The sequence below is a fragment of the Neisseria sp. P0019.S002 genome, from assembly GCF_051957155.1.
In the GTDB taxonomy this organism is placed as follows: domain Bacteria; phylum Pseudomonadota; class Gammaproteobacteria; order Burkholderiales; family Neisseriaceae; genus Neisseria; species Neisseria perflava.
Genome location: NZ_JBQCWS010000004.1, coordinates 68,456 through 92,035 on the forward strand (window position 1 = coordinate 68,456; position 23,580 = coordinate 92,035).

At 50.1% G+C, this 23,580-nt stretch carries 26 protein-coding genes; 10 read left to right on the forward strand and 16 right to left on the reverse strand.

Annotated elements, in window-relative coordinates; all coding sequences use genetic code 11:
• Nucleotides 1-174 precede the first annotated feature (174 nt).
• From prmA to ACTHTY_RS07485, 3 genes are all read right to left on the reverse strand, one after another.
• Complete coding sequence (prmA, locus tag ACTHTY_RS07475; protein WP_440367071.1) at nt 175-1,062, reverse strand: 50S ribosomal protein L11 methyltransferase; 888 nt, start codon at nt 1,060-1,062, stop codon at nt 175-177.
• A gap of 89 nt (nt 1,063-1,151) precedes the next feature.
• A complete protein-coding gene (dapB, locus tag ACTHTY_RS07480; RefSeq protein WP_003684215.1) occupies nt 1,152-1,961 on the reverse strand; it encodes a 4-hydroxy-tetrahydrodipicolinate reductase in 810 nt (269 codons plus the stop codon).
• A gap of 9 nt (nt 1,962-1,970) precedes the next feature.
• Nucleotides 1,971-2,366, reverse strand: coding sequence for an outer membrane protein assembly factor BamE (locus ACTHTY_RS07485; protein WP_003749079.1), 396 nt, complete (start codon nt 2,364-2,366; stop codon nt 1,971-1,973).
• Between the two features lie 151 nt (nt 2,367-2,517).
• Here ACTHTY_RS07485 and fur point away from each other — a divergent pair, with 151 nt between their 5' ends.
• The 3 genes from fur to dapD all read left to right on the forward strand — a co-directional run bounded on the left by fur (nt 2,518) and on the right by dapD (nt 4,913).
• Nucleotides 2,518-3,015, forward strand: coding sequence for a ferric iron uptake transcriptional regulator (fur, locus tag ACTHTY_RS07490; protein ID WP_094192831.1), 498 nt, complete (start codon nt 2,518-2,520; stop codon nt 3,013-3,015).
• Nucleotides 3,016-3,092: 77 nt separating this feature from the next.
• Entirely contained in the window at nt 3,093-3,818 is a 726-nt protein-coding gene (gene aat / locus ACTHTY_RS07495) for a leucyl/phenylalanyl-tRNA--protein transferase (protein WP_440367072.1), read from the forward strand.
• 273 nt (nt 3,819-4,091) lie between these two features.
• Entirely contained in the window at nt 4,092-4,913 is an 822-nt protein-coding gene (gene dapD, locus ACTHTY_RS07500; protein WP_003684212.1) for a 2,3,4,5-tetrahydropyridine-2,6-dicarboxylate N-succinyltransferase, read from the forward strand.
• A 200-nt stretch (nt 4,914-5,113) separates the two neighbouring features.
• Here the strand turns inward: dapD and ACTHTY_RS07505 are convergent, their stop codons facing one another.
• The 7 genes from ACTHTY_RS07505 to ACTHTY_RS07535 all read right to left on the reverse strand — a co-directional run bounded on the left by ACTHTY_RS07505 (nt 5,114) and on the right by ACTHTY_RS07535 (nt 13,007).
• The gene (locus ACTHTY_RS07505; RefSeq protein WP_440367074.1) at nt 5,114-5,908 is read right to left on the reverse strand and encodes a glycosyltransferase family 8 protein; all 795 of its coding nucleotides are present in this window, start codon (nt 5,906-5,908) and stop codon (nt 5,114-5,116) included.
• Nucleotides 5,909-5,946: 38 nt separating this feature from the next.
• Complete coding sequence (gene rmuC / locus ACTHTY_RS07510; RefSeq protein ID WP_440367075.1) at nt 5,947-7,749, reverse strand: DNA recombination protein RmuC; 1,803 nt, start codon at nt 7,747-7,749, stop codon at nt 5,947-5,949.
• 1,026 nt (nt 7,750-8,775) lie between these two features.
• The gene (gene mnmE, locus ACTHTY_RS07515; RefSeq protein ID WP_440367076.1) at nt 8,776-10,140 is read right to left on the reverse strand and encodes a tRNA uridine-5-carboxymethylaminomethyl(34) synthesis GTPase MnmE; all 1,365 of its coding nucleotides are present in this window, start codon (nt 10,138-10,140) and stop codon (nt 8,776-8,778) included.
• A 112-nt stretch (nt 10,141-10,252) separates the two neighbouring features.
• On the reverse strand, nt 10,253-10,792 hold the full coding sequence (locus tag ACTHTY_RS07520) for a DUF924 family protein (RefSeq protein WP_004520918.1): 540 nt from the start codon (nt 10,790-10,792) through the stop codon (nt 10,253-10,255).
• Nucleotides 10,793-11,224: 432 nt separating this feature from the next.
• Nucleotides 11,225-11,881 carry an NAD(P)-dependent oxidoreductase gene (locus ACTHTY_RS07525; protein ID WP_440367078.1) on the reverse strand — a complete coding sequence of 219 codons (657 nt, stop codon included), beginning with the start codon at nt 11,879-11,881 and terminating at the stop codon, nt 11,225-11,227.
• Between the two features lie 428 nt (nt 11,882-12,309).
• A complete protein-coding gene (locus ACTHTY_RS07530) occupies nt 12,310-12,438 on the reverse strand; it encodes a hypothetical protein (protein ID WP_440367079.1) in 129 nt (42 codons plus the stop codon).
• An 8-nt stretch (nt 12,439-12,446) separates the two neighbouring features.
• Nucleotides 12,447-13,007 carry a DUF7021 domain-containing protein gene (locus ACTHTY_RS07535; RefSeq protein WP_440367081.1) on the reverse strand — a complete coding sequence of 187 codons (561 nt, stop codon included), beginning with the start codon at nt 13,005-13,007 and terminating at the stop codon, nt 12,447-12,449.
• A 189-nt stretch (nt 13,008-13,196) separates the two neighbouring features.
• On the opposite strand from ACTHTY_RS07535, the gene ACTHTY_RS07540 reads away from it, so the two are divergent.
• The 4 genes from ACTHTY_RS07540 to ubiG all read left to right on the forward strand — a co-directional run bounded on the left by ACTHTY_RS07540 (nt 13,197) and on the right by ubiG (nt 16,233).
• Entirely contained in the window at nt 13,197-14,087 is an 891-nt protein-coding gene (locus ACTHTY_RS07540; protein WP_440367083.1) for a LysR family transcriptional regulator, read from the forward strand.
• Complete coding sequence (locus ACTHTY_RS07545) at nt 14,084-14,356, forward strand: GIY-YIG nuclease family protein (protein WP_440367085.1); 273 nt, start codon at nt 14,084-14,086, stop codon at nt 14,354-14,356. The genes ACTHTY_RS07540 and ACTHTY_RS07545 overlap by 4 nt, the downstream gene beginning before the upstream one ends.
• Nucleotides 14,357-14,823: 467 nt before the next feature.
• Nucleotides 14,824-15,357 (forward strand): c-type cytochrome, encoded by a 534-nt coding sequence (locus ACTHTY_RS07550; RefSeq protein ID WP_440367086.1) that lies wholly within the window; start codon nt 14,824-14,826, stop codon nt 15,355-15,357.
• Between the two features lie 162 nt (nt 15,358-15,519).
• Nucleotides 15,520-16,233, forward strand: a complete 714-nt coding sequence (gene ubiG / locus ACTHTY_RS07555) for a bifunctional 2-polyprenyl-6-hydroxyphenol methylase/3-demethylubiquinol 3-O-methyltransferase UbiG (RefSeq protein WP_070584652.1) — start codon at nt 15,520-15,522, stop codon at nt 16,231-16,233.
• Between the two features lie 151 nt (nt 16,234-16,384).
• On the opposite strand, the gene ACTHTY_RS07560 is transcribed toward ubiG, so the two are convergent.
• Together ACTHTY_RS07560 and ACTHTY_RS07565 are read right to left on the reverse strand one after the other, a co-directional pair.
• Entirely contained in the window at nt 16,385-16,855 is a 471-nt protein-coding gene (locus tag ACTHTY_RS07560) for a CYTH domain-containing protein (protein WP_070822779.1), read from the reverse strand.
• A 38-nt stretch (nt 16,856-16,893) separates the two neighbouring features.
• Nucleotides 16,894-17,313 (reverse strand): CopD family protein, encoded by a 420-nt coding sequence (locus ACTHTY_RS07565; protein WP_049328323.1) that lies wholly within the window; start codon nt 17,311-17,313, stop codon nt 16,894-16,896.
• 234 nt (nt 17,314-17,547) lie between these two features.
• Here ACTHTY_RS07565 and ACTHTY_RS07570 point away from each other — a divergent pair, with 234 nt between their 5' ends.
• A complete protein-coding gene (locus ACTHTY_RS07570; protein WP_049333596.1) occupies nt 17,548-17,811 on the forward strand; it encodes a hypothetical protein in 264 nt (87 codons plus the stop codon).
• Between the two features lie 191 nt (nt 17,812-18,002).
• Here ACTHTY_RS07570 and ACTHTY_RS07575 read toward each other — a convergent pair whose 3' ends face one another.
• The 4 genes from ACTHTY_RS07575 to ACTHTY_RS07590 form a co-directional block, all read right to left on the reverse strand.
• Nucleotides 18,003-20,039: a M3 family metallopeptidase gene (locus tag ACTHTY_RS07575; RefSeq protein WP_440367089.1), complete on the reverse strand. Its 2,037-nt coding sequence runs from the start codon at nt 20,037-20,039 to the stop codon at nt 18,003-18,005.
• Between the two features lie 118 nt (nt 20,040-20,157).
• Nucleotides 20,158-21,024, reverse strand: coding sequence for a hypothetical protein (locus ACTHTY_RS07580; RefSeq protein ID WP_440367091.1), 867 nt, complete (start codon nt 21,022-21,024; stop codon nt 20,158-20,160).
• Nucleotides 21,025-21,095: 71 nt separating this feature from the next.
• Nucleotides 21,096-21,959: a mechanosensitive ion channel family protein gene (locus ACTHTY_RS07585; RefSeq protein WP_004520900.1), complete on the reverse strand. Its 864-nt coding sequence runs from the start codon at nt 21,957-21,959 to the stop codon at nt 21,096-21,098.
• A gap of 21 nt (nt 21,960-21,980) precedes the next feature.
• The gene (locus ACTHTY_RS07590; RefSeq protein ID WP_440367092.1) at nt 21,981-22,475 is read right to left on the reverse strand and encodes a restriction endonuclease; all 495 of its coding nucleotides are present in this window, start codon (nt 22,473-22,475) and stop codon (nt 21,981-21,983) included.
• Between the two features lie 288 nt (nt 22,476-22,763).
• Here ACTHTY_RS07590 and ACTHTY_RS07595 point away from each other — a divergent pair, with 288 nt between their 5' ends.
• Entirely contained in the window at nt 22,764-23,099 is a 336-nt protein-coding gene (locus ACTHTY_RS07595; protein ID WP_128580243.1) for a hypothetical protein, read from the forward strand.
• A 109-nt stretch (nt 23,100-23,208) separates the two neighbouring features.
• Nucleotides 23,209-23,562: a hypothetical protein gene (locus tag ACTHTY_RS07600; protein WP_440367093.1), complete on the forward strand. Its 354-nt coding sequence runs from the start codon at nt 23,209-23,211 to the stop codon at nt 23,560-23,562.
• Nucleotides 23,563-23,580 lie beyond the last annotated feature (18 nt).

Sequence of the window (23,580 nt, forward strand, 5' to 3'; positions counted from 1 at the left end):
CAAGGAATTTTTCCGTGCACGCGATGAAATGTCAAACAGGCGCGGCGGATGTGTTCCGAAAGGTCAAAATAATAGGCAATTATACCTGATTTTGCTGGAATATTCAGCGTTTTAAGTGCAAAAAGGCCGTCTGAAAGATTAAATTTCAGACGGCTTTTGTATCGGAAAACAGGTTTAGCGTTTGACGCCGCTCAATCGCGCCCAGCCTTCTTCGATTTCGGCAGGCTCGATGTCGAACCATTGGCTGTAAATGCTGCTGAGTTCTTCGACTTGTTCGTCCAAAAGACCGGACAAGACAATGCGGCCGCCTTGTTTGGTACGTGCGGCAAGCATTTCGCCGAGCATACGCAGGGGATTGGCCAAAATGTTGGCGACAACGACATCAAATTGGCCTTGCGGCAGGCCGTCCGGCAGGTAGAACTGCGCGTCGACGTTGTTTTGCGCGGCATTGTCTTTGCTGGCGCGGATGGCTTGTTCGTCAATGTCTACGCCAATGGCGGAGCCTGCGCCGAGTTTGAGGGCGGCAATGGCCAAAATGCCGGAGCCGCAGCCGTAGTCCAATACGCTTTCACCGCCTTTGAGCTGCGTGTCCAGCCATTTGAGGCAGAGGCGGGTGGTCGGATGGCTGCCTGTGCCGAAGGCAAGACCCGGGTCGAGTTGCAGGTTGACGGCGTCGCTGTTGGGTGCTTCGTGCCAAGACGGGGTAATCCACAGGCGGTCGGAAATTTGAATCGGGTCGAATTGCGCTTGGGTCAGACGCACCCAGTCTTGATCTTCAAGGATTTCGTCGGTGTATTTCAAATCGTTCAAACCGCATTCCTGCGCGGCGGCTTCGATAATGGAAGCGGCGTCGTCGCTTTCGCCGAAAAGGGCGATAACTTTGCTTTGTTGCCAGATTTGCTCGGTCGGCATGCCCGGCTCGCCGAAAATGGCCTGTTCGTTTTCTGTACCGGCGTAGGCATCTTCAATGGCAGCGGACAATGCGCCGTGTTCCATCAGCGCGTCGGCAAGGCGTTCGGCGACGGCATCGTTGACGTTGATGGTGATTTGTTGATAGGACATGGTGGGGCTTTCTTTTTAATAAGGCCGTCTGAAAATCGACGTTGTGCTTTCAGACGGCCTTGTAAGGTATGAAACCTGATGATGCGGGCTTATCGGTTTTTCAAACCCAGTACGTCTTGCATATCGTACAGGCCTTTTTTGCCGTTTGCCCAAACTGCAGCGCGTACGGCACCGGCGGCAAAGGTCATGCGGCTGCTGGCTTTGTGGGTGATTTCCACGCGCTCGCCGTCTGTGGCGAAGAGGGCGGTGTGGTCACCGACGATGTCGCCTGCGCGGACGGTGGCAAAGCCGATGGTGGACGGATCGCGCGGGCCGGTGTGGCCTTCGCGGCCGTAAACGGCGCATTCTTTGAGGTCGCGGCCGAGTGCGTCGGCAATGACTTCACCCATACGCAACGCGGTACCGCTTGGGGCATCGACTTTGTGGCGGTGGTGGCCTTCGATGATTTCGATGTCATAGCCTTCGTTTAACACGCGGGCGACGGTGTCGAGGATGTGGAAGGTCAGGTTGACGCCGACGCTGAAGTTGGCGGCGAAGACAACGCCTATTTTCTCGCCTGCGGCTTGGATGGCGGCTTTGCCTGCGTCGTCAAAACCGGTTGTGCCGATGATGATGTTGACGCCTTTTTCCACGCATTTTTGCAGGTGTTTCAGGGTTGGCTCGGGACGGGTAAAGTCGATGAGGACATCGCTTTGAGCCAGTACGGCATCCACGTCGTCTGAAATGGCGACGCCGGTTTTGAGGCCGGAGGCGAAGCCTGCATCCAAACCCAATACTTCCGAACCGGAATGCTCGAGTGCGCCGGAGAGGACGGCATCGGGATGGTTGTTGACTGCTTCAACCAAGACGCGGCCCATGCGGCCGTTGACGCCGGCAATGGCGATTTTCAATGCGCTCATGGGGCTTCCTTATTTCGGCTTGGTTTCGGTGGTCGGAACGATGTTTTGTCCGGCTTGAACTGCTTCGATGGATTTTTGAATGGCATCGCCTTCGGCGCGTGCGAGGACGTCGTTTTCAAAGTACAGGGTCAGGTTGCTTTGTTCTTTGATGATGCCGTTGCGGCTGGTGTTGAAAGTGTAATCCCAGCGGTCGGCATGGAAGGCGTCGCGCAGGAGCGGCGTGCCGAGCAGCAGTTGGACTTGGTCGCGGGTCATACCTTGGCGCAGGGAAACCACGGCGCGGGGATTGAGCTCGTTACCTTGAATGATTTTGAGTTTGTAGGATGGAAAGTTGGATACGCGCTCGGCACTGCATGAGGCCAGACCTAAAATAGCGGCGATGGCAAGGCATAAGGCTTTATTCACGGGCTTACCTTTCTGTGTCATTTCGGGAAAGATGTTTATCATCGCTTGAATATTTTTAAAAAGCAAACGATAATCATCTTCTTAATTTTTCTTTTCGCCGATTTTCAATTGCAAGACCGGCGGCAGATTGCCGCCCTTTAACGGCCCAATAGTGGGCAAATGGGCGGAAAGTGCGTATTATAACGGTTATTACCTTACAGGGATATTGAATATTATGGAAAAATTCAGCAACATTGCGCAATTGAAAGACAGCGGTTTGAAAGTTACTGGTCCACGTTTGAAAATTTTGGACTTGTTCGAGACTCATGCCGAGGAGCATTTGAGTGCGGAAGATGTGTACCGTATCCTGTTGGAAGAGGGTGTGGAAATCGGCGTGGCGACGATTTACCGTGTGCTGACCCAGTTTGAACAGGCCGGCATTTTGCAACGCCACCATTTTGAAACCGGCAAAGCGGTTTACGAATTGGACAAAGGCGATCACCACGACCACATCGTTTGCGTAAAATGCGGCGAAGTAACCGAATTCCACAATCCGGAAATCGAAGCGCTGCAAGACAAAATCGCCGAAGAAAACGGCTACCGCATCGTCGACCACGCGCTGTATATGTACGGCGTATGCGGCGAATGCCAAACCAAAACCAAACGTTAATCAGTTTGTATATTGATTTTTCAGACGGCCTTGGGCATTTTCAGCTTGAGGCCGTCTGAAACTTTATGGGCTTTGCGATGAAGATTCCTTTTCTTGCGCCACGGGATTATCGTTTCCCCGACCCGTCTTATGCTTTGGCAGAATGCGACGGCTTGGTCGGTGTCAGCGGCGATTTGGATACGGGGCGGCTGTTGTCGGCGTATGGGCAGGGGATTTTTCCGTGGTTTAGCCGCGACGGTTGGTTTTTCTGGTATGCGGTTGCGCCGCGAGCCGTGATTGTGCCGGAAAGCCTGCATATAGGCCGTTCGCTCGCCAAAACTTTGCGTCACAAGCCGTATCGGGTAACGGTCAACCGCTGTTTTGAAAAAGTGATTGCCCATTGCGCCAATGTGCCGCGTCCGGAACAGGACGGAACGTGGATAGAACCTGCGTTTCAGACGGCCTATTTGAAGCTACACCATCAGGGGCATGCGCATTCGTTTGAATGCTGGCTGCCGGATGAACAAGGCGAAATGCAGTTGGCAGGCGGGTTTTACGGCGTGCAAATCGGCTGCGTGTTTTATGGCGAGTCGATGTTTGCCTTGCGTCCCGATGCGTCAAAAATTGCGTTTGCCTGCGCCGTACCGTTTTTGGCGGATTTGGGCGTTGCGCTGATAGACTGTCAGCAGGATACCGAACACATGCGCCGTTTCGGTTCGCAGTTGATGGGTTTTGCCGACTTTCAGACGGCCTTGAAGGATTTGAACGCGAAACCGTTAAAGCAGAATATTGAATGCGGCGTGGTGGTTGAAAATCTGCTGTAAAAGATTGGCGGCAAAGATTGATTTATCGGCACGGCGTGTCGGCAGAAGCGACAGTCTGTATATCGTAGCTGGAAAATTAGTTAGAAAATAATTCACTTAAGCAGGCTGTCTGAAAATCTTGGCTTTAACCGAAATCCAGCCGTGTAACGCTCGGCGCTAATCATGTTAATAGCTGACGAAATCGCTTTTACATGGCAAAATAACAAGTTAAATATTTGTAATAGGGCGGCCTGAATAGGTTTCAGACGGCCCTGATCTCTTGAAGGAATCAACATGTCTTTGCAAAACATCATTGAAACGGCTTTTGAAAACCGTGCCGAAATCAATCCGAATACCGTTACCCCGGAAGTGCGTGAAGCGGTTTTGGAAACCATCCGCCAACTTGACTCCGGCAAACTGCGCGTTGCCGAGCGTTTGGGTGTGGGCGAATGGAAAGTCAACGAATGGGCGAAAAAAGCCGTATTGCTGTCTTTCCGCATTCAGGACAATGAAATCCTCAACGACGGTGTAAACAAATACTTCGACAAAGTGCCGACTAAATTTGCCGATTGGTCTGAAGACGAATTCCGTAGCGCAGGTTTTCGCGCAGTTCCGGGTGCCGTTGCCCGCCGCGGCAGCTTTGTGGCGAAAAATGTCGTGTTGATGCCTTCTTATGTCAATATTGGCGCATACGTTGACGAAGGTGCGATGGTCGATACTTGGGCGACTGTCGGCTCTTGCGCGCAAATCGGTAAAAACGTGCACTTGAGCGGCGGCGTCGGCATCGGCGGCGTACTCGAGCCTCTGCAAGCCAGCCCGACCATTATTGAAGACAACTGCTTCATCGGCGCGCGTTCTGAAATCGTCGAAGGCGTGATTGTCGAAGAAGGCAGCGTGATTTCTATGGGCGTATTCATCGGTCAATCCACTAAAATCTTTGACCGTACTACCGGCGAAATCTATCAAGGCCGCGTACCGGCTGGCTCTGTTGTCGTATCCGGCAGCATGCCTTCCAAAGACGGTAGCCACAGCCTCTACTGCGCGGTTATCGTCAAACGTGTGGACGCGCAAACCCGTGCGAAAACCAGCGTGAACGAATTGTTGCGCGGTATCTAATCGGAGAAAGATGACGCCGACTGAGGGTGGGTGGTAAAGCCTGCTTTACGGTCGGATGTGAACACAAAACAGGTAGAATGTTCTGCCTGTTTTTTTATGGCTTAAAGGCCGTCTGAAACGATTTCAGACGGCCTTTTGTTTTTGATGATGGGTTGTTTTAAGGTCAATTGAGGCAAGGGAAGGGTATTTCCTGTCTGAGACTACGCTTCCGGCCAGTCGGCGCAATAGTATTGCCAATAGATTTCTTCAAAAGGAATCTTGCCGTAATCGCACAACCACGGTTTGGCGCGTGTGGTGTAGTGGATAACGGGCGGGACGGTGTCAGGTTTGGGGAATATTTCGCCGAGATTTCGTTTTTGGAAATATTGGACTGCGCCTGTTTGAAAATTCCAAGATTCTTCCAATTGCAGCCAATTTTTTTGAAATACGGTGTTTAGAAAGCATTGGTCGCCGTAGGGAACGGATTTATCAATGGTGGTAGCAGTTTGCAGCAGTTGCGCTGCGATATTGTGTTCCCGCCATTGCGCCAGGTCGACCAACAACATACCGGAATTGAAATAGGGCGTAGTGTGCAGGCCGGTCGGGTGATTCCATTCGGTACGGGCAAGAAAGGAGTCTTGTACCGCCGCAACGGGATAGCCGCGCATATCGAGGCTGAACAAATCGTGTAGGGATTGGGTAATCACCATATCGCTGTCGAGATACAGGGCGCGGTCGACAGGCAGGTGCTGCATCATCAGGCGGAAAAATGCGGCATCCGAAATATGGGGTAGGCGGTGATATTGGCTGAAGTCCATCTCGATTTTGACATCATTCAGACGGCCGCCGCTGGCTGCGAGCTTTTGGTTGGTATAGTCGATCCATTCCCGTCTGAAGGTATTGTGCATGAGGTAGAAATTGACATTTGTGTTGTGGGTACAGATGGATTTCATCAGGGTATGAACCTGCTCGGCATAGCCGGTATCGGCGGCAAGGACGATGGTGATGTTGCTCATTGGTTAAATTCCCTTTGTTTGCAATGTCTTAAGTTTTATCAGTCATTTTCTTGGTCTTGCGCGGTCGGCAAGGCGGCGTGGTCTTCGTTTTCCGACACGGCCTTTTCTACTAAATCCCGTTGCAGTTGTTTGCCGGCTTTGATGCCCAATTTGCGCAGTTTTTCAGTACTGCTGATGAGGTTACCCCTGCCGGAAACCAAGCGGCCATAGGCCGTCTGAAACTGAGATTGTGCCTGACCAAGCGCTTTATTGATGCCGTCCATGCTTTCGACAAAGCCAACAAATTTGTCATAGAGTTTGCTGCCTGCTTCGGCAATCGCCAGTGCGTTTTGGTTTTGTTGCTCGTTGCGCCAGATGTTGGCAACGGTGCGCAGGGTGGCGAGCAGGGTGCTGGGGCCGGTTAGCATGATGCGTTTGTCGAAACACTCTTGGAAGAGGTTCGGATCGTGTTGCAGGGCGAGGAGGTAGGCCGGTTCGACAGGGACGAACATAAAGACGAAGTCCAGCGTTTTGACGCCTTCAAGGTCGGTGTAATCTTTTGCTGCCAAGCTTTTGATGTGGGCGCGGATGCTGGCGACGTGGTTAGCAAGCTCGCGCTCTGCTTCTGCACCGGTACTTTGCGTATAGCGGACGTAGGCGGTCAGCGATACTTTGGAGTCGATGACGATTTGTTTGTTGTCGGGCAGATTGATGAGGACATCGGGCTGGAGGCGGCGTTGGGTGCCGTCTGCTTCGTGGCGGACGCTGGAAGCTTGGACGATGTATTCGCGGCCTTTTTGCAGGCCGGAATTTTCCAATACGCTTTCCAAAATCATCTCGCCCCAGTTGCCTTGGGTTTTATTTTGTGTGCCGGTCAGCGCAGTGGTCAGCGCTTTGGCATCGTGGTGGAGCTGGGTGTTGAGGGTTTGCAGGCGTTTGAGTTCGTTTTCTATAGTCAGGCGTTCTTTGGCTTCTTTTTCATAAGTCTGCTGAACCAGCTCGCTGAAGCCGTGTATGCGTTCGTTGAGCGGATTGAGCAGTTGTTGGAGATGGTCGTGGTTTTGTTCGGTAAAGCGGCGGCTTTTCTCTTCCAGAATAGTGTTGGCGAGGTTTTGGAACTGGTCGCTCAGGTTTTTACGCGCATCTGCCAATAGAGCCAATTTTTCTTCGGCAGCCTGACGGTCTTTTTCCGATTGGGTGTTGAGGCGCTCGTTTTGGACTTGAAGCGCATGGTTTTGCTCTAAAAGGGCGGCGTATTCTTGTTTCAGACGGCCTTTTTCAGCTTCCTGTTGCTGTAAAAGGCTGTTTTTGTCGTCGATATTGGCTTTTTCTTGCGTCAGTTGTGTGGAGAGGCGCTCGTTTTGGACTTGCAGCGCATGGTTTTGCTCCAAAAGCGTGTCGTAGTCTTGTTTCAGACGGCCTTTTTCCGTTTCTTGTTGTTGCAAAAGCGTATTTTTATCCGCACTCAATGCCTGTTCTTGAACCAGTTGCGTGTTTAATCGCTCATTGTTGATTTGCAGGTTTTGCGCGCTTTGCTGCCATTTTGCACATTCGTGTTTTAAAGCTTCGGCTTCGGCCTCGCAATCTTGCAGATAGGCAATCTGTTTTTCGGCTGCGGCAAAGCGGTTGCCCGTCTCCTGCAATTCGTCTTGCAATTCCTGCACGGTATGGCGGCTTTGCGCCAAATCCGCCGCAGTTTGAGCTTGAACCTGTTCGGCAAACTCATGCAGGCGGCGGCTTTCGGCCAATTCTTGCAAAACAATAAAGTGTCGGCTTTGGGCTTGGTAGCGTGTTATCAGCCAAGCAAACAGCGCGCCGATAAAAAATGCGGCCGCGCCGGTCAGGATTAGGGTGTTGTTCATGCTGGAAATAGTCAATACGCAGAATGTTTCACTATATCATATATTTGTAGCGCATTTTATGGTCGGATATGCGCTAGAAACGTGTGTGTTCTTTAAAAGAAGCTATCAAAGGTATTGGTTTTGACTAATTTAAGATTTGGGCTGCGGAAAGGATAAATTTTTAACATTTTGAATTTAAAAATATATTTAATTTATAGTGCGATTTTGCAACAAAAAAAGAGGGATTTTATGGGCGCGGAAAGATACGTTTGTAGTGTGTATGTAATTAAGACATCGGTGTCATTGAGAAAGACATCGGTGTCATTTTCAAAACAAAATATAAATTAACTATAACCATTATTATGTATATTTTTATTATTTTATCTTTACGGAAAAGTTGTATTAATTAACGATTAACACGGTATGATTCGTCCTGTCGGCAGCGCAGATGCCGGCGAAAAAATGTATATGTTGTTAAATAACATTTTGTATCTATGAAAAAGGACTACTTAAAATGGGACATTTAATAACGCTTTCTGCCGCTTCTTTAATCGGCATGTCGGGATACCGGCCTCCGCCCTCGGCGTCGCCTACAATATCGAAACGGTAGTACACAAATAATTCAATTATAAACGAATCAATTACAATACCTCAGAAAACGCAACTTAGGCCGTTTCTCGGCCGACAGACAAGAAAGTGAGATAAACAATGAAAACTTTAATCAAACTGGCAGCAGCCTCTTTAATCGGTATGTCCGGCCTGACCGTCGGTGCAACCAATATCGCCCACAATATGGCTGATGCCGATAAATAAAAAATACACAACACACCCTTAAATACACAGAAAAGAGTTAAAATGAAAACATTAATCAAATTGGCCGCGGCTTCTCTGATCGGCATGTCCGGTTTGACAGTTGGCGCAACCAAAATCGCAAAAAATATGGCAGAAGCTGCCAATAAATAAACGCAAGTGAAATTAAGCTTGTTTTGGTGATAAAAAAGGCCGTCTGAACATTCAGACGGCCTTTGTATTTGATGGTAAACCGTTTTATTTGCCGATACAGAAGCGCGAGAAAATCACGCCCAGCAAATCGTCGGCGGTAAATTCGCCGGTGATTTCACTGCACGCATTTTGGGCGAGGCGCAGGTGTTCGGCGAAAAGCTCGATTTGGTTGTTGTTGCAGAGGGCGGCGTTTTCCAGCTCGGCTTCGGCTTCGTGCAAGGCGTTGAGGTGGCGGCTGCGGGCGAGGAACAGGCTTTCGCTTTCGCCCTGCCAGCCGACTTCCTGCAACAGCGCGTGTTTGAGCAAATCGAGACCCGCGCCGGTTTTGGCAGATAGGCTGATGACACTTTCCGCACCGGTTTGCGCGAGGCCGTCTGAACGGACGGCGACGGGTTCGCCGATCAGGTCGGCTTTGTTGTGGATTTCGATTTTTTTCAAACCTTCGGGCAGGCTGTTCAAAATGGCTTGGGTTTTGGCGTTCACACCTTCGCGCGGGTCAATCAGAATCAGGGCGACATCGGCTTCGGAGACGGCTTTGCGGCTGCGCTCGATACCGATTTGTTCGACCACGTCGTCGGTTTCGCGCAGACCGGCGGTGTCGATGATGTGGACGGGCACGCCGTCGAGGGTGATTTGTTCGCGCACGGTGTCGCGGGTGGTGCCGGCGATGTCGGTTACGATGGCGATGTCGTCGCCAGCCAAGGCGTTGAGCAGGCTGGATTTGCCGACGTTGGGTGCGCCAACGAGGACAACGTTCATGCCTTCGCGCAAAATCGCGCCTTGTTCCGCACTGGCAAGCACGGTTTTCAGACGACCTTGCAGGGCTTGGAGCTTGCCGCGCGCGTCGGCGGCTTCGAGAAAGTCGATGTCTTCTTCGGGGAAGTCCAGCGTGGCTTCGACCAGCATCCGCAAAGTAATAAGGTCGTCCACCAGCTCGTGTATGTGTTGGGAAAATGCGCCTTTGAGTGAACGCAACGCCATGCGTGCGGCGGACTTGCTGGAGGCATCGATGAGGTCGGCGACGCTTTCGGCTTGGGCAAGGTCGAGTTTGTTGTTGAGGAAGGCGCGTTTGGTAAATTCGCCCGGCTCTGCCATGCGCGCGCCCAGTTCGAGGCAGCGCGAGAGCAGCATGTCCATCACGACGGGGCCACCGTGTCCCTGCAACTCAATCACATCTTCACCGGTAAAGCTGGCTGGCGCGGCGAAATAGAGCAGGATGCCGTTGTCTATCGGCTGTCCGTCGCCGCCGAGAAAGTCGGTGTAAAGCGCAGTGCGCGGCTTGGGCGTTTTGCCGCCGCTGAGGGTTTGCGCCAAAGGCAACAGGTTTTTGCCGGAAAGGCGGATAACGCCGACTCCACCGCGTCCGGGTGCGGTGGCGATGGCGGCGATGGTGGGTTGGGTTACGGACATGGTTGGCTCGTATCTGGAATTTAATAGACGGTATTATATAGTGATTTCACGATGATGCAGGCCGTCTGAAAACCTTGATTTCGGTTTCAGACGGCCTTTGACTTTGATGGAATTAAAATGATGAACCTTCCTGCTTCAGAAATTCTGCTTCTTCTTCCGTGGTTTTACGCCCCAATACGGCGTTACGGTGCGGATAGCGTCCGAAGTGGTCGATGATGACTTTGTGTTTGATTTCAAAGGCCAATGCGTTTTCATTGGTATAGCGTTCAAACAGCGGTACGGCTTGTTCATGGATAACTTGGCTTTCGCTGTGCATCAACGGCATCAGCATGAAATGGCGTTCATGCGGAAGGAGGTCGGCGAAGCCGGGTTGGCGAACGGCTTCTTGGGCAAGAATGAGTGCAGCAGTATCTTGGGCAAACGCTTGAGGGCTGTCGCGGAACAGATTGCGCGAGAATTGGTCAAGAATAATGATTTCGGCGAGCCTGCCTTGCAGAGTATCGCGCCAGTGTGAAAGTTCGCCGCGAGCTGCCTGCTGCCAGATATCGAAAAATTGAGCGCGAATTTGGGCATCGAATCCATTGTTGCGGGCAAATTGGAAAGGGTGGTTTTCTTCGGTAAACCAGAAATCTAAGACAGTTTGAGGTGTCATGAAAATTCCTTGAAATAGAGTACAGGGAAAATTGAGGCCGTCTGAAAAATTAGAGAGATGCTTTCAGATCATCTTAACCATCAGCGCTTGCGTGAGAAAAGATCGGTAGCGGAGCGGATTGTTGCTCACAATATGCAATTTATGATCTACATCTTTTCAGGATGGGCTCCTTACTACTCTGGTACAGTTCCTTCACTTTGTTCAAAATATTTTTGTAATTTTGATATAAATTGCCGACAGATTTTATTCGTATGTGGAGACGACGACAATATTTTGCACTTGGAAAACTTTGCTTGCGTTGCCGACATAAGCTGTTGCACCAATCACTGCGATTTTCATGTGTGACTTCTTGTTGAGATTCGATTGATGAGATGAGCGCATGCAAAGGCCGTCTGAAACTTTTAGTTTCAGACGGCCTTTAAATTAAGATGATTAAACAGCGGCGACGGTAAAACGTTCAAACAAATGCGCTTTGTTTTCCACATCGTCGGCGATGGCGACTGCCAAATCGGCCACGCTGATGCCTGCCGGAATTTCACCGTCCATCAGCAAATCGTCTTTGCCCAAGCGGTATTTGCCGGTTTTGTCTTCGCTGAAACCGCCGTCCGTGCCCAGTCGTGCCGGAGGGGAAACGAAAGACCAGTTCACGTCGCGGCGCGGCAGGAGTTCTGCCAAGAGATGGCGTGCGGCATTGGCGCCGTCGAAAATTTCTTTCGGGAAGTCGGGCGTATCGATAACTTGCAAACCGGGTGCCACATACAGGCTGCCCGCGCCGCCGACGAGCAATAAATAAGGCACTTGCGCTGTTTTTGCCGCTTCGACGATGCTGTTTGCGCCGCGTGTGAAATCCGCGCCGATGTTGGGATTGGTCCAGCCCGGGTTGAAGGCGCTGACTACGGCATCAAAACCGACCAGTTTGTCTGCAAAATCTGCTGCGTTGACATCTGCAGAGACTGCGGCAACATTTTGCGCTTGGAAAACTTTGTCTGTGTTGCGAGCGAAAGCGGTCACTTCATGACCGCGGCCTGCCAATTCTTGAACGACTGCGTTGCCGACATAACCAGTTGCACCGATAACTGCGATTTTCATGTTTGACTCCTTGTTGGGATTCGATTGATTAGATGAGTGCATTGTAAGGCCGTCTGAAACGCTTGATAATCCCTGATTTACTGTTATTATTGTGAAGTTTAACTAAATAATAGATAGAAAAAGGCCGTCTGAAACGGGGGCAAGTTTCAGACGGCCTGTTGTTAGTGTCAGGAAGTGATTCCGGTAATGTTACCCTTTGTATCAAATGAAACATAAAAATAGTATTCATCGTCGGGTATCAATGCATCGTCATCATTGTGAAACACGATATAGAGATTCTGATCGACAAAATTCAATGCTTTCGGCTTTAAATCTTGAAGGAAGCTTTCCTCTGTCGGATGCGGATTGGCAAAAAATTCGTTTTTGGTGCGGATGCCGTTGTGTTTACGGATATGTTCGAGCAGGTATGCGTTTAGGGTGGAATAGAGTTACGCCTGTTGTGCAAATGCTTCCGTTAAGCGTTTGAGTGCCCTGCTTGCCGGTTTTTTGCCGTCTGCGTTCAAAGATAATTCCACAGGCAGCCCTGCCCATTTTAAAGATGCCTCGATGGTGCCCATAAATGTGTCTAATCTGAATGTTGCTTCAGATATTCTCGGCGTAAATTTTCCAATTTTTGATTGTGTGCGCCAGTTTCAAGTACTTCAACTAAAAGTATATTGCTTAACCAATCACTTCCGAATGGCTCCCAATCCATGCCTAACTTGCTATGGGTACGGTATATAGTCAGTGGTTTGAGTGTCTGAAATAAGCAGTTTTTAAAGGGGTTGTTTGCATCATCTTCTGCCCAGGTCAGATTGTATATGGGTTGATCCATGAACGTACCGCTTCCAACATGGATATAGCCCAAAATTGGGCAGCTTTTGCCTTGGAATTGTTTTTTACCTCCACCTATGCCTGCATTAACCTTAAATGTTCCCATTTCAGGGTCGAAATCTGAAGTCAAAATCAAAAATTCATCTGTTTTATTGAAGAATAAGTCGGCATAAACCGTTGTATTCAAATCTAAAGCTGCCAAACGTTCATATACATATTCATCTTCGGCAGAATAACTAAGACCTAAAAATCGCATCAGACGCTGCAGTAGTCCTTTGGGTCTGTAAGGGTTAGATGTGTCGAAATCAGCCATTTAATCATCCTTTTAAAATATAAACATCAGTAGGCGGTATACCTTAAAAAGGGTAAATATGCAAATGGCTATAAATAAATATTATTCAACCGCCCAATCAGTTCCGCGCCGATTTTTCATCCGCGCTATATAATCCGCAGTATTCCTAACAGGCCGTCTGAAAACACCAATTTCAGTAAAGTAAACATCATGCAAGACATCAAACCCCTGCTTGTTTTCGCTACCGTCCTCGAACACGGCAGCATGAACGCCGCTGCTGCCGTGTTGGGCATGACGCCGTCTGCCGTCAGCCAGCACATCAACCGCCTCGAAACCCTGCACGGCATCAAGCTGTTAAACCGCAGTACGCGCAGCCTTGCGCCTACCGATGCAGGCCGCGCTTTGGGCGAATACTGCCGCCGTCTCGCCGCCACGCTTGCCGATACGCGTACCGTTATCGACAATCTGAAAACCGAACCTGTCGGCGAATTGCGCATTTCTCTGACTTCTACGGTCATCGAATCTCGCGCTTTTCAGACGGCTTTTTCGCGATTGCAAACTGAGTTCCCAAAAATCCGTCCTGTCCTTAATTTCAGCGATACTTTGGACGACTTGCAACACAATCAGACCGACATCGCCATACGCGGCGGTGACCGGGCTTTGGACGATCCCAACTTGGTTGCGCGCCATCTCGTGACTTGGCCGTACATCATTTGCGCCGCACCCGATTATCTCGACCGGTATCCGCCCATTACCCATCCCTCTCAGCTTCATGCACACCGCTGGCTGCATTTTTTATCTGTCCGCACGACCTTGCAACATGGCGGCGAAAGCTATTTTCTCGATATCGCCAACAGCATTGCCTGTACGCATCTTGCCGCCGTGTGTAGTCTGACCGAAAGTGGTTTCGGTTTGTCTTTACAAGTGGGCGGCGAAGTGAGGGAGAAAATTGTACAAGGCCGTCTGAAAGCGGTTTTGCCTGAATGGACATTACCACCGGTCAGCCTTTATTTGGTAACGCCTTATCGTGTGCAGTCTGCCAAAACCGAGGCTGCCGTGCGCATTTTTACCGAGAGTTTTGCCAAAGAGGGGGATTTATGAACGCGGACAATTGGAGCGTTTACCTGATTTTGTGCGAAAACGGCGCGTTTTATTGCGGCATCAGCAACCATCCGCAAGAACGATTTGCGGCGCACTTGTCAGGAAAAGGTGCGAAATACACGCGGTTGAACAAGCCTGTCGAGATGCGCATCGTTTCAGACGGCTTGAATAAAAGTGAGGCGCTGAAACGGGAAATCGGCATTAAGAAATTGATGGTAGAGCAGAAGCGGAGATTGTGGGCTGAAGCTGAAACAATGGCAAAAGGTTAATGGCGGCAATGGATTAAATTGTCGTCGGGATATGAATAACCACATAAATAGGTAAGTCTGCTGGTATCTTTTGCATGGCCAAGCGGCAAATGTTTATTAACATAATTCAAAAAGGCCGTCTGAAACCTGATTGGGATTCAGACGGCCTTTTGGGGATGGGGATGGCTTTCAGGTTGACACTACTCATGGAGAAATCGGTAAAAAGTTGAATTCTAAAAGAAACTTTGAAAATAAAATAAGTAACTGCTTGAACAATAAAATGAAAATTATCGCGATTCATGACAAATGGGGTGAATTTCTATCCGAGTAGAGAGGTGGTGTCAATATGTTTTTCAGTTTTTGAAACAAAATCTGATTTATACCAATATTTATTATAGTGTAGGTCAAAAGTATTAGTTTCTATGCTAGAATTTTTAAGCTGTTTATATAAAACAGTGATTTAAACTAAAACTAACGAAAGACCGAACATGAACAAATTACTGATTGCCGTAATGATGATGGCTGGTTTGACAGCTTGTTCCCAAGAGGCTAAACAGGAGACTCAAGAGGCTGCTCAAGCCGTTGCATCTGAAGTTAAAACCGAAGCCGCTTCTGCTGCCGATGCGACTGCATCTGCCGCTCAAGAAGCCGCCGATAAGGTTGAAGCCGCTGCCAGCAAAGCAGAGGAAGCCGCGAAACCTGAAGAAGTTGCCAAGCCTGAAGAGAAAGCCGAAGCGCCTGCCGCTGAAGCCAAGCCTGCCGAATCCGCCAAAGTGGACGGCAAAGCTGTTTTTGAAGCGAACTGTAAAGCATGCCACAGCGGCTTGATTCCCGGCGCTCCTGCCGTAGGCAAAAAAGAAGACTGGGCGCCTCGCATTAAACAAGGCAAAGACACCTTGCACAAACACGCCCTAGAAGGTTTTAATTCCATGCCTGCCAAAGGTGGCAACGGCAGCTTAAGCGACGACGAAGTGAAAGCCGCAGTTGACTACATGGCCAACGAATCCGGCGCTAAATTCTAAATCGTACCGATTGAAACGCACCTTGCCACAAGGTGCGTTTTTTATGGGCAGACGGATGAAAGTTGAAATAGGGCCGATAAACAGGCAAAGGCCGTCTGAAACATTTTATTTTGAAGCACAATCGGCTAAAATCAGGCGAATGATTTTATGCAGGAGCAAACCATGAGCAATCAACACGACAACGTAGATGCCGGCGAAATCGCCAAGTTCAGCCAAATCGCCGACAAATGGTGGGATAAAAACGGCGAATTCAAGCCCCTGCATGACATCAACCCCTTGCGCCTCGACTATATCGACGGCTATGCCGGATTGGCAGGCAAACGCGTGCTGGATGTAGGCTGCGGCGGCGGTATTTTGTCGGAAAGCATGGCCAAACGTGGCGCAGAACACGTGACCGGCATCGATATGGCAGAAAAATCCCTGCAAACCGCCGCTGCCCATGCGGCCGCTCAACATGTTGCCAATATCGATTACCGTTGCATCCGCGTCGAAGACCTCGCCGCCGAGCAGCCGCACAGCTTTGACGTGGTAACGTGTATGGAAATGATGGAACACGTTCCCGATCCGTCCGCCATCGTTCAAGCCTGCGCGAAACTGGTCAAACCCGACGGCATGGTGTTTTTCTCCACCATCAACCGCAATCCCAAATCTTATCTGCATCTGATTGTCGGCGCGGAATATCTGTTGAAATTCGTCCCCAAAGGCACGCACGACTGGAAAAAATTCATCACGCCGGCAGAACTCGCACGCATGTGCCGCCAAGCCGGATTGGATACCGTCGGCAGCAAGGGCATGACCTACAATTTGTTGAGCGGCCGTTATTCTTTGTGCGACTCGACCGAGGTCAACTATATGGTTGCCTGCCGTCCGGCGTAAGGTTCCACGGATAAAACACACAGGCTTGCCCGATATTTGAAACGGTATGTCAAAAGCAGCTCGATACAAATATCGGTAAGGTAAATCAGGCCGTCTGAAAAGAAAAAAGGCATGTGCGATACATGCCTTTTTTGTATGTGGGTTGTACTCGTTATTCCGTCCAAGACGAATACGGATGTTTGCTCAAATACGCATTGGTGAATTTACCATCTGCCGTGATTTCCTTGCCCAGCCAAGACGGTTTGGAGAACTCAGTATCTTCAGAAGGCAATTCGATTTCCGCCACAATCAATGGCGCATTGTCGCCGAAATATTCGTCGATTTCATACACAAAGCCTTCAAATTCGACACGATAGCGGTATTTTTCCATTTTAAACGGGCACATATCCGCCATCATCGCTTGCGCGTGAGCCAGCGGGATTTCGTATTCAAACTCGCTGCGCGTCATGTCGGAAATATAGCCTTTCAGGGTCAGCCAGGCTTGCGAACCGATAATCCGTACACGGATGGTGCGCTCTTTTTCCACGCTCAAATAGCCCTGTTGCAACACCAGCGGCTCGCTTGCCGCTTCGCGCCAACTGTCATCCGCCAGCAAAAAGCGGCGTTCGATTTCGACCGTCATGAATTCTTTCCTTATTTACCAAAAAAGCCGTCTGAAGATCAAAACGGTTTGAAAACCACCATATAAAGCGCGGCCACCATCATCAATACGGGGAGTTCGTTGAATACCCGATACCAGCGGTGAGAATACATATTGCTGCCGTTTTGAAAACGGCGCAGCAGCAGACCGCAATAAAGCTGATAAGCCAAGAGCAGCAGGCCGCACAATAATTTAACCGCCAGCCAGCCGTTGCCCCACCAATTGTTTACAAACCCGATGGCCGCGCCAAATATCAGTGTTCCCCAGCCCAAAGGCGACATAAAGCGGTACAGCCTGCGCGACATATCCGTCAGCCGTACATATTCCACGCTGCCAGGCTCTAATTGCGCCAGATTCACATAAATCCGCGGCAGATAAAACAGTCCCGCAAACCAAGAAATTACAAAAAACACATGCAGCAGCTTAAACCACAAATACATTTCAGACGGCCTCAAAACCTAAAACCATTATTTTATCCGCAATACTGCTTAAGCCAAAACAAAATAGTCAAAACAATCCGATTTAGTGCGCCGCAACAATGTGTTGCAGGCGCGATTTTACCCAAAAACCAAATTGTAAATTCCGCAACAATATGCAAGTTGAGATATGCACAATGCAAAAAACTTGTTAAAATCCTATGCTAATTAATTATAAAAACATTATGGACGGAAAACATGAAACAATTCGAAATCAGCAACAGCGTCAGGAAAGAGCTTAGCAACTACCTGAATACGCACAACCTAAACCTCAAAGCCGCCATGGACAACGAAACAACCAATGGCGAAGTCGCGGCCATCGTTCACGCAGGATTGCCGGCGATGATTCGGAAAATCTATTCTTTGGAAAAAATGAAAACCTTTTTCTGGACGAAAAAAGATTTGATGATGGAGTTTATCAATATGCGCTTGAATGCCGGCGATAAAAAGGGCAAAAACTAATTTTAGCGATGGGTAGGAGGAAGATAGGAGTTTGAAATGCGGACTTCAGTTTCTCCCGAAAAAATTGTTAGAGATTTGATGTATTTATTGTTCCTCATTAATTGCGTCAACCGAAAGGCCGTCTGAAACATTTCAGACGGCCTTTAACTTTGAATCAGCAACCGTTCTGTTTAAAACGGTCGATTTTCAAATCAAGCTGCGTTGTCGAAACCGCTGTGGCGGAGCAGGGCATCTAGGCTTGGTTCGCGGCCGCGGAAGGCTTTGAAGGATTCGGCTGCGCTGCGCGAACCGCCGACTGCCAGTATTTCTTCCCAGAAGCGGCGGCCGGTTTCGGCAACGTCGTCGCTTTCTTCAAAAGCGGCGTAAGCGTCTGCGCTCAAAACTTCCGCCCATGCGTAGCTGTAATAGCCTGCGGAGTAGCCGCCGGCGAAGATGTGGCTGAAGCTCAAGGCAAAGCGGTTGTATGCCGGCGGTTGGGTCACGGCGACTTCTTGACGCACTTTGTCCAAGATTTGCGGCCATTCTTTCAGACGGCCTTCATCTTCCTGATGGTAGATTTCCATGTCGAAGAGGGCAAATTCCATTTGACGGACGAGGAATATACCGCGTTGGAAGTTTTTAGCCGCGTGCATTTTGTCGAACAGCTCTTTCGGCAATACCGCGCCGGTTTCTTCGTGCGAGGACATTTGCGCCAATACGTCGTATTCCCAAACGAAGTTTTCCATGAATTGGCTGGGCAGCTCGACCGCGTCCCATTCGACGCCGTTGATGCCGGATACGCCCACTTCGTCAACTTGGGTCAACAAGTGGTGCAGGCCGTGGCCGGTTTCATGGAAGAGGGTGATGATTTCGTCGTGGCTCAAACGCGCTTCTTTGTCGCCAACCGGCGGGGTGAAGTTACAGACGAGGTAGGCGGTTGGCAGTTGCAGCGTACCGTCGGCGAAACGACGGCGGCTTTTGTAGCCGTCCATCCATGCGCCGCCACGTTTGCCTTCGCGTGCGTACAAGTCCATGTAAACGCCGCCGATGGTTTGGCCGTCTTGTTTCAGCTCGAAATAGCGCACGTCTTTGTGCCAAACGGGGACGGTTTTTTCAGCCAGCTCGATGCCGTAGAGTTTTTTGATTTGGGCAAACAGGCCTGCTAATACTTTGCTGATAGGGAAGTATTTTTTCACTTCGGTTTCGCTGAAGGCGTATTTGGCTTGGCGCAGTTTTTCGGCGGCGTAGCTCAAATCCCAAGATTGCGGATCTTCGATATTCAGGCTCTCGCGTGCAAAGGCTTTGATTTCGGCAAAGTCTTTTTCGGCAAATGGTTTGGCGCGGCGGGCAAGGTCGTGCAGGAAATTCAGAACCTGTTCGGGCGTATCCGCCATTTTGGTTGCCAGTGACAGCTCGGCGTAGTTTTTGAAGCCGAGCAGTTTGGCGGTTTTCAGCGCGTTTGCAAGCGTTTGTTCGACGTTGGCCGTGTTGTCGAATTTACCTTCGTCAGACAATTCGCTGGCACGGGTAACGTAAGCGCGGTAGATTTGTTCGCGCAGTTCACGGTTGTCGGCGTATTGAATAACGGCGAGGTAGTGCGGAATCTGCAGGCCGATTTTGTAGCCTGTTTTTCCTTCGCTTTGCGCGGCGGCGGCAAACATGGCGATGGAGTCTTCGGGAATGCCGGCAAGCGGCGCGGCATCGTCAAAGTAAATGCCGAAAGCGTCGGTCGCGTCTTGGATGTTTTGTGCGAATTTGGCACCCAGTTGCGCGCCTTCGGTTTGCAGTTGCGCCAGTTCTGCCTGCTGTTCGGGTGGCAATTCGGCACCGCTGAGGACGAAATCGCGCAAGTCGTGGTTGAGCTTGGTTTGTTGCGCCGGGGAGAGGGTGTCGAATTCGGCAGAATTTTTGATGATTTTGAAGCGGTTGTACAACTCGATGTCTTGACCGATTTCGGTGAAGAAAATGGTGATTTCGGGCATCAATTCGTTGTATACGGCACGCAGCTCGGGCGTATCGACCACGGAGTTGAGATGGGAAACCACGCTCCAAATGCGGCCGACGCGTTCGGTAATGTCGGTCAGTTTTTCGACGGTGTTTGCCCAGTCGGTGTGCGTTTGCGCTTTGATGGCGGCGATTTGTTCGCGCGCTTCGGCAATGGCGGTTTGCAGGGCGGGTTTGATGTCTTCGGTTTTGATTTGGTCGAAACGGGGTTCTTCGCCCAAGTGGAGCAGGACGTTGTCGCTCATATGGTTTCTCCTGAATAAGATGGATTCAGACGGCCTTGTGGCCGTCTGAAAAAACGATAGGCGTTATATGGTGGCAGACAGGCAGAATTAAAGTGTCCCGCCTGCCTGTCGGCCAATCTTATTCTGCGCCGCGCGGATTGGCGTGCAATGGCGCAGCCAGCTCGAGGCGCATGGTGGTGCCTTCGGGGGCGTAAACTGCATTAGCAAGATTGGTTTGCAGGGATTCGGCAAACGAGCCGCGATACACTTTTGCGCCTTGGTGGGTCAGGTTGGATTGCACGTCGACGTACACTTCTCCGCCGATTTGACGCCAGAGATGGCAGAAGGTGTAGTCTTCGGACAGGTAGCGTTTGCTTTCAGGATCGACCATGCAGTCGAAGAAGCGGTAGTGCAGGCCTTTGTTTTCCGGGCTGTAGTCGCTGTCGGAGACGTAGTTCAACTCGGGGTAGGCCTCTATCATTTTTTCAAATACGCTGCGTTTGATAACCATGAAGCCGGTTGGCGCGTCATGGACTTTCATAAAACCGTCTTCATCGACTTTCAATACGATTTCACCGTTTTCATCTTTGTCGTTGGTGTTGACGGTGTAAGAAGTGTACATACGCTCAAAATCGGCTTGGGTCATGCCGGCCGGAAGGCCTGCTTTCGGCCAGTTTTCGCGTTTGAGCGGATAAACGCCGGCTACAACGTCTTTATCGGCCAAGAGCAGGCGGTAGAATGAGTCGGGAGAGAAGCCGATGTCGGAGTCAATCCAGAATAAATGCGTCCATTCTTTGTTTTCCAAAAATTTGGCCACGCAGTTGTTGCGCGCGCGCGTAATCAGGCTTTCGCCGCGCTGCATCATTACTTGCAGCGGCAGGCCGAGGGAGGCGTTGGTGTGGACGATGTTCAGAAGCGAGAGGGTGTAGTTGTGGAAATATTTGCCGTCATGGCTGGGGGTCATAATGACGGGATACATTTCGGCAAGGGCTGATTCGGGCAACATGACTTTTCCTTATTGTTGATTGTGAACTTCATTATTGTAAGGGATTTAATTGTATCAATAAACAAACCGTACTATTTTGTTTGGTTGATCAGTCGGTATTGCGTGCGCAAAAATTCGTCTAAGACGGCCTGTTGTATTTCCAGCCGTTTGGAAACGGGGGAGGCGAAGCGTACGATGATGTGGTACACCTTGTCATCATGCGGCACGCGGGACACGCGCGGCTGGGCGGCGGGGGTAATAAAGAGTTTTTGCGCTTGAACGTTTTCCAAATATTGTTGGATAACGGGAACATAGGCTGCGCACAAGGGCTCAAGAACGGCTTTCAGACGGCCTATGATTTCGTCCGAATCCAAATGAATCGGCACGGGGATTTCCACCGTATGAATCACATAATTGCCCAAAATATTGTCGCGGCGCACGGTGTGGCTCAGAAGCAGGCTGTTGGGAAACGAGAGCGTTTTGCCGGAAAGTTGGCCGATCAATGGATTAGGGCCGATTTGCATCATCAGCGTGTTCAGCATATTGATATCGACCACCCGTCCGCGCAGGCCGTTGATTTCGATGTAGTCGCCGATGGAGTATTGTTTGGTTACCGAGCGCAGGATGCTGCCGGACAAACACATAATCAGCTCTTTGGTTGCCACCACAATCGCCGCGGCCACTGCAAACATCGACAAGGCCAAAGTTTGAATCTGCGCCGCCCAAATCATCGCCAGCCCGAGCAGGATCAGCAACATGGTCACGTTGCGGCTGAACACCAGCGAGCGGCGTTTGTTTTCAATGCTCAAATCCGGATGGCTGCGAAAATGCGCCGAGAGCAAAATGCTGCGCCCGGCAATGACGGCCACAATCATCAATACCGACATCAATGCCGATTTAATGATTTCTTCACTGACAGGCAAAGCGTTCAGCCATTCATGCATGGTGTTCCACATAATCCTGTTTCCTTTCCCTTCTTAGGCCGTCTGAAAACCCACGCGTTCAAAAATTTCTGCCGCACACGCTTCCGATACCGCAAACAAAGTTGCTACGCTGCCCAAAGCCCGTTGCGTGGCCGCACTCAAATCATCACGGTACACTTCGCCCAGCCACTCAACCGGCCGCACTAGCGACATTTTTTCATTGTCCCATTGCGGACAATGCACCGCGCCGCCCGTAATCCTGCCGACCCGATAACGGCGCAGGGTAGGCGAGTAGGTCAGTACGGCATCTCCATCGGCCAACTCGTTGACAAACCGCCACATCTGAGCCGCACCCGATTGCGCCGTTCTCAATTTCACATCCGGCACGGCCGAACGGTAAATATCCGTCAGTTCCTCACGGCCAAAACCCTTGGCCGCCGCTTCGGCCAGCATGGGCCAGGCCAATGCTGCCACACCGCGTTCAAAAAATACATCATAAAGCGCACCTTGCGTGCTGCGAACCATATAAAGTCTGGCTTGTTTTCCCATTGCAGTACCTGTTTGTTTGAAGAACCCATCCCTTTGTTTCCATGTTACCCGTTACGGCTGAAAAATTCGATATTTTGAATTATCGGAAGGGTTTTAAGTTCTCGCTGAAAATAAATGAATGATGAATAAAAGGCCGTCTGAAAAACAAAATAGTCTGATATATCAATAGATGATATATCGTAACAATATATTAATAACTGTAAAATTTTTTACGTTTGCATCAAAAAAAGATAAGATAAAAAATCAATCGCGAAAGATTGCTATTCACTGAACATTAGGAGAGAAAAAATGACCTGTAAAACCCACGAACATCATGACCACGTCCACGGCGCAAACTGCGGCCACACTGCCATCAAACACGAAGGCCACGTCGATTATCTGCACGACGGCCACCTGCACCATGAGCACAACGGCCACTACGACGAGCATGCCCTGAACGTCAATGAAACCAACCCTGACGGCTGCCATCCGGTTGACACCTGCCACGGCCACGTTCACGGCGAAGGTTGCGGCCACGAAGCCGTACCGCACGGCGATCACGTCGACTACATCGTCAACGGCCGTCTGCATCACCAACACGGCGACCACTGCGACGACCACGGTCCGGTTGAAATCGTTAAATAAAACTGTTTTTCAGACGGCCTTTAATATGGGGCATCTGTAGGGAAAGGGGGTGTATTTTCACCCCCTTTTCATATATATTGTCGTACCCTACACTAAAACAGCCATTATTATGTTTGACATCATATTTGTATTGGTATTCGGCAGGCTCCAAGCCTCCGGAACACTGAATTTCCCCGATAGGCTTTATCCCATCTGGAAATGGGCGCTAGGCGCAGGCATGCTTTATGCCGCGATAGGGACAATGCTGGGATACGCTTTCTCCGGTTCCTTCTCCCTAGTCAGCTTTTTGCTGATTATTGCCTTGTCATCCGCCTGGTTCTCTCTGTATTTCAAACTGTTGCGGCTTACCACCTCAAAAACTGTACTGAACCAATGTATTTACTGGGTGCTGGGTATTGTTTCGGCATTGTCGTTCCCCTTTATTGTGGGCTACCTTTCCCTATTGGCCAAAGGCTTTGTATAATAAACTTTTCAGATAACC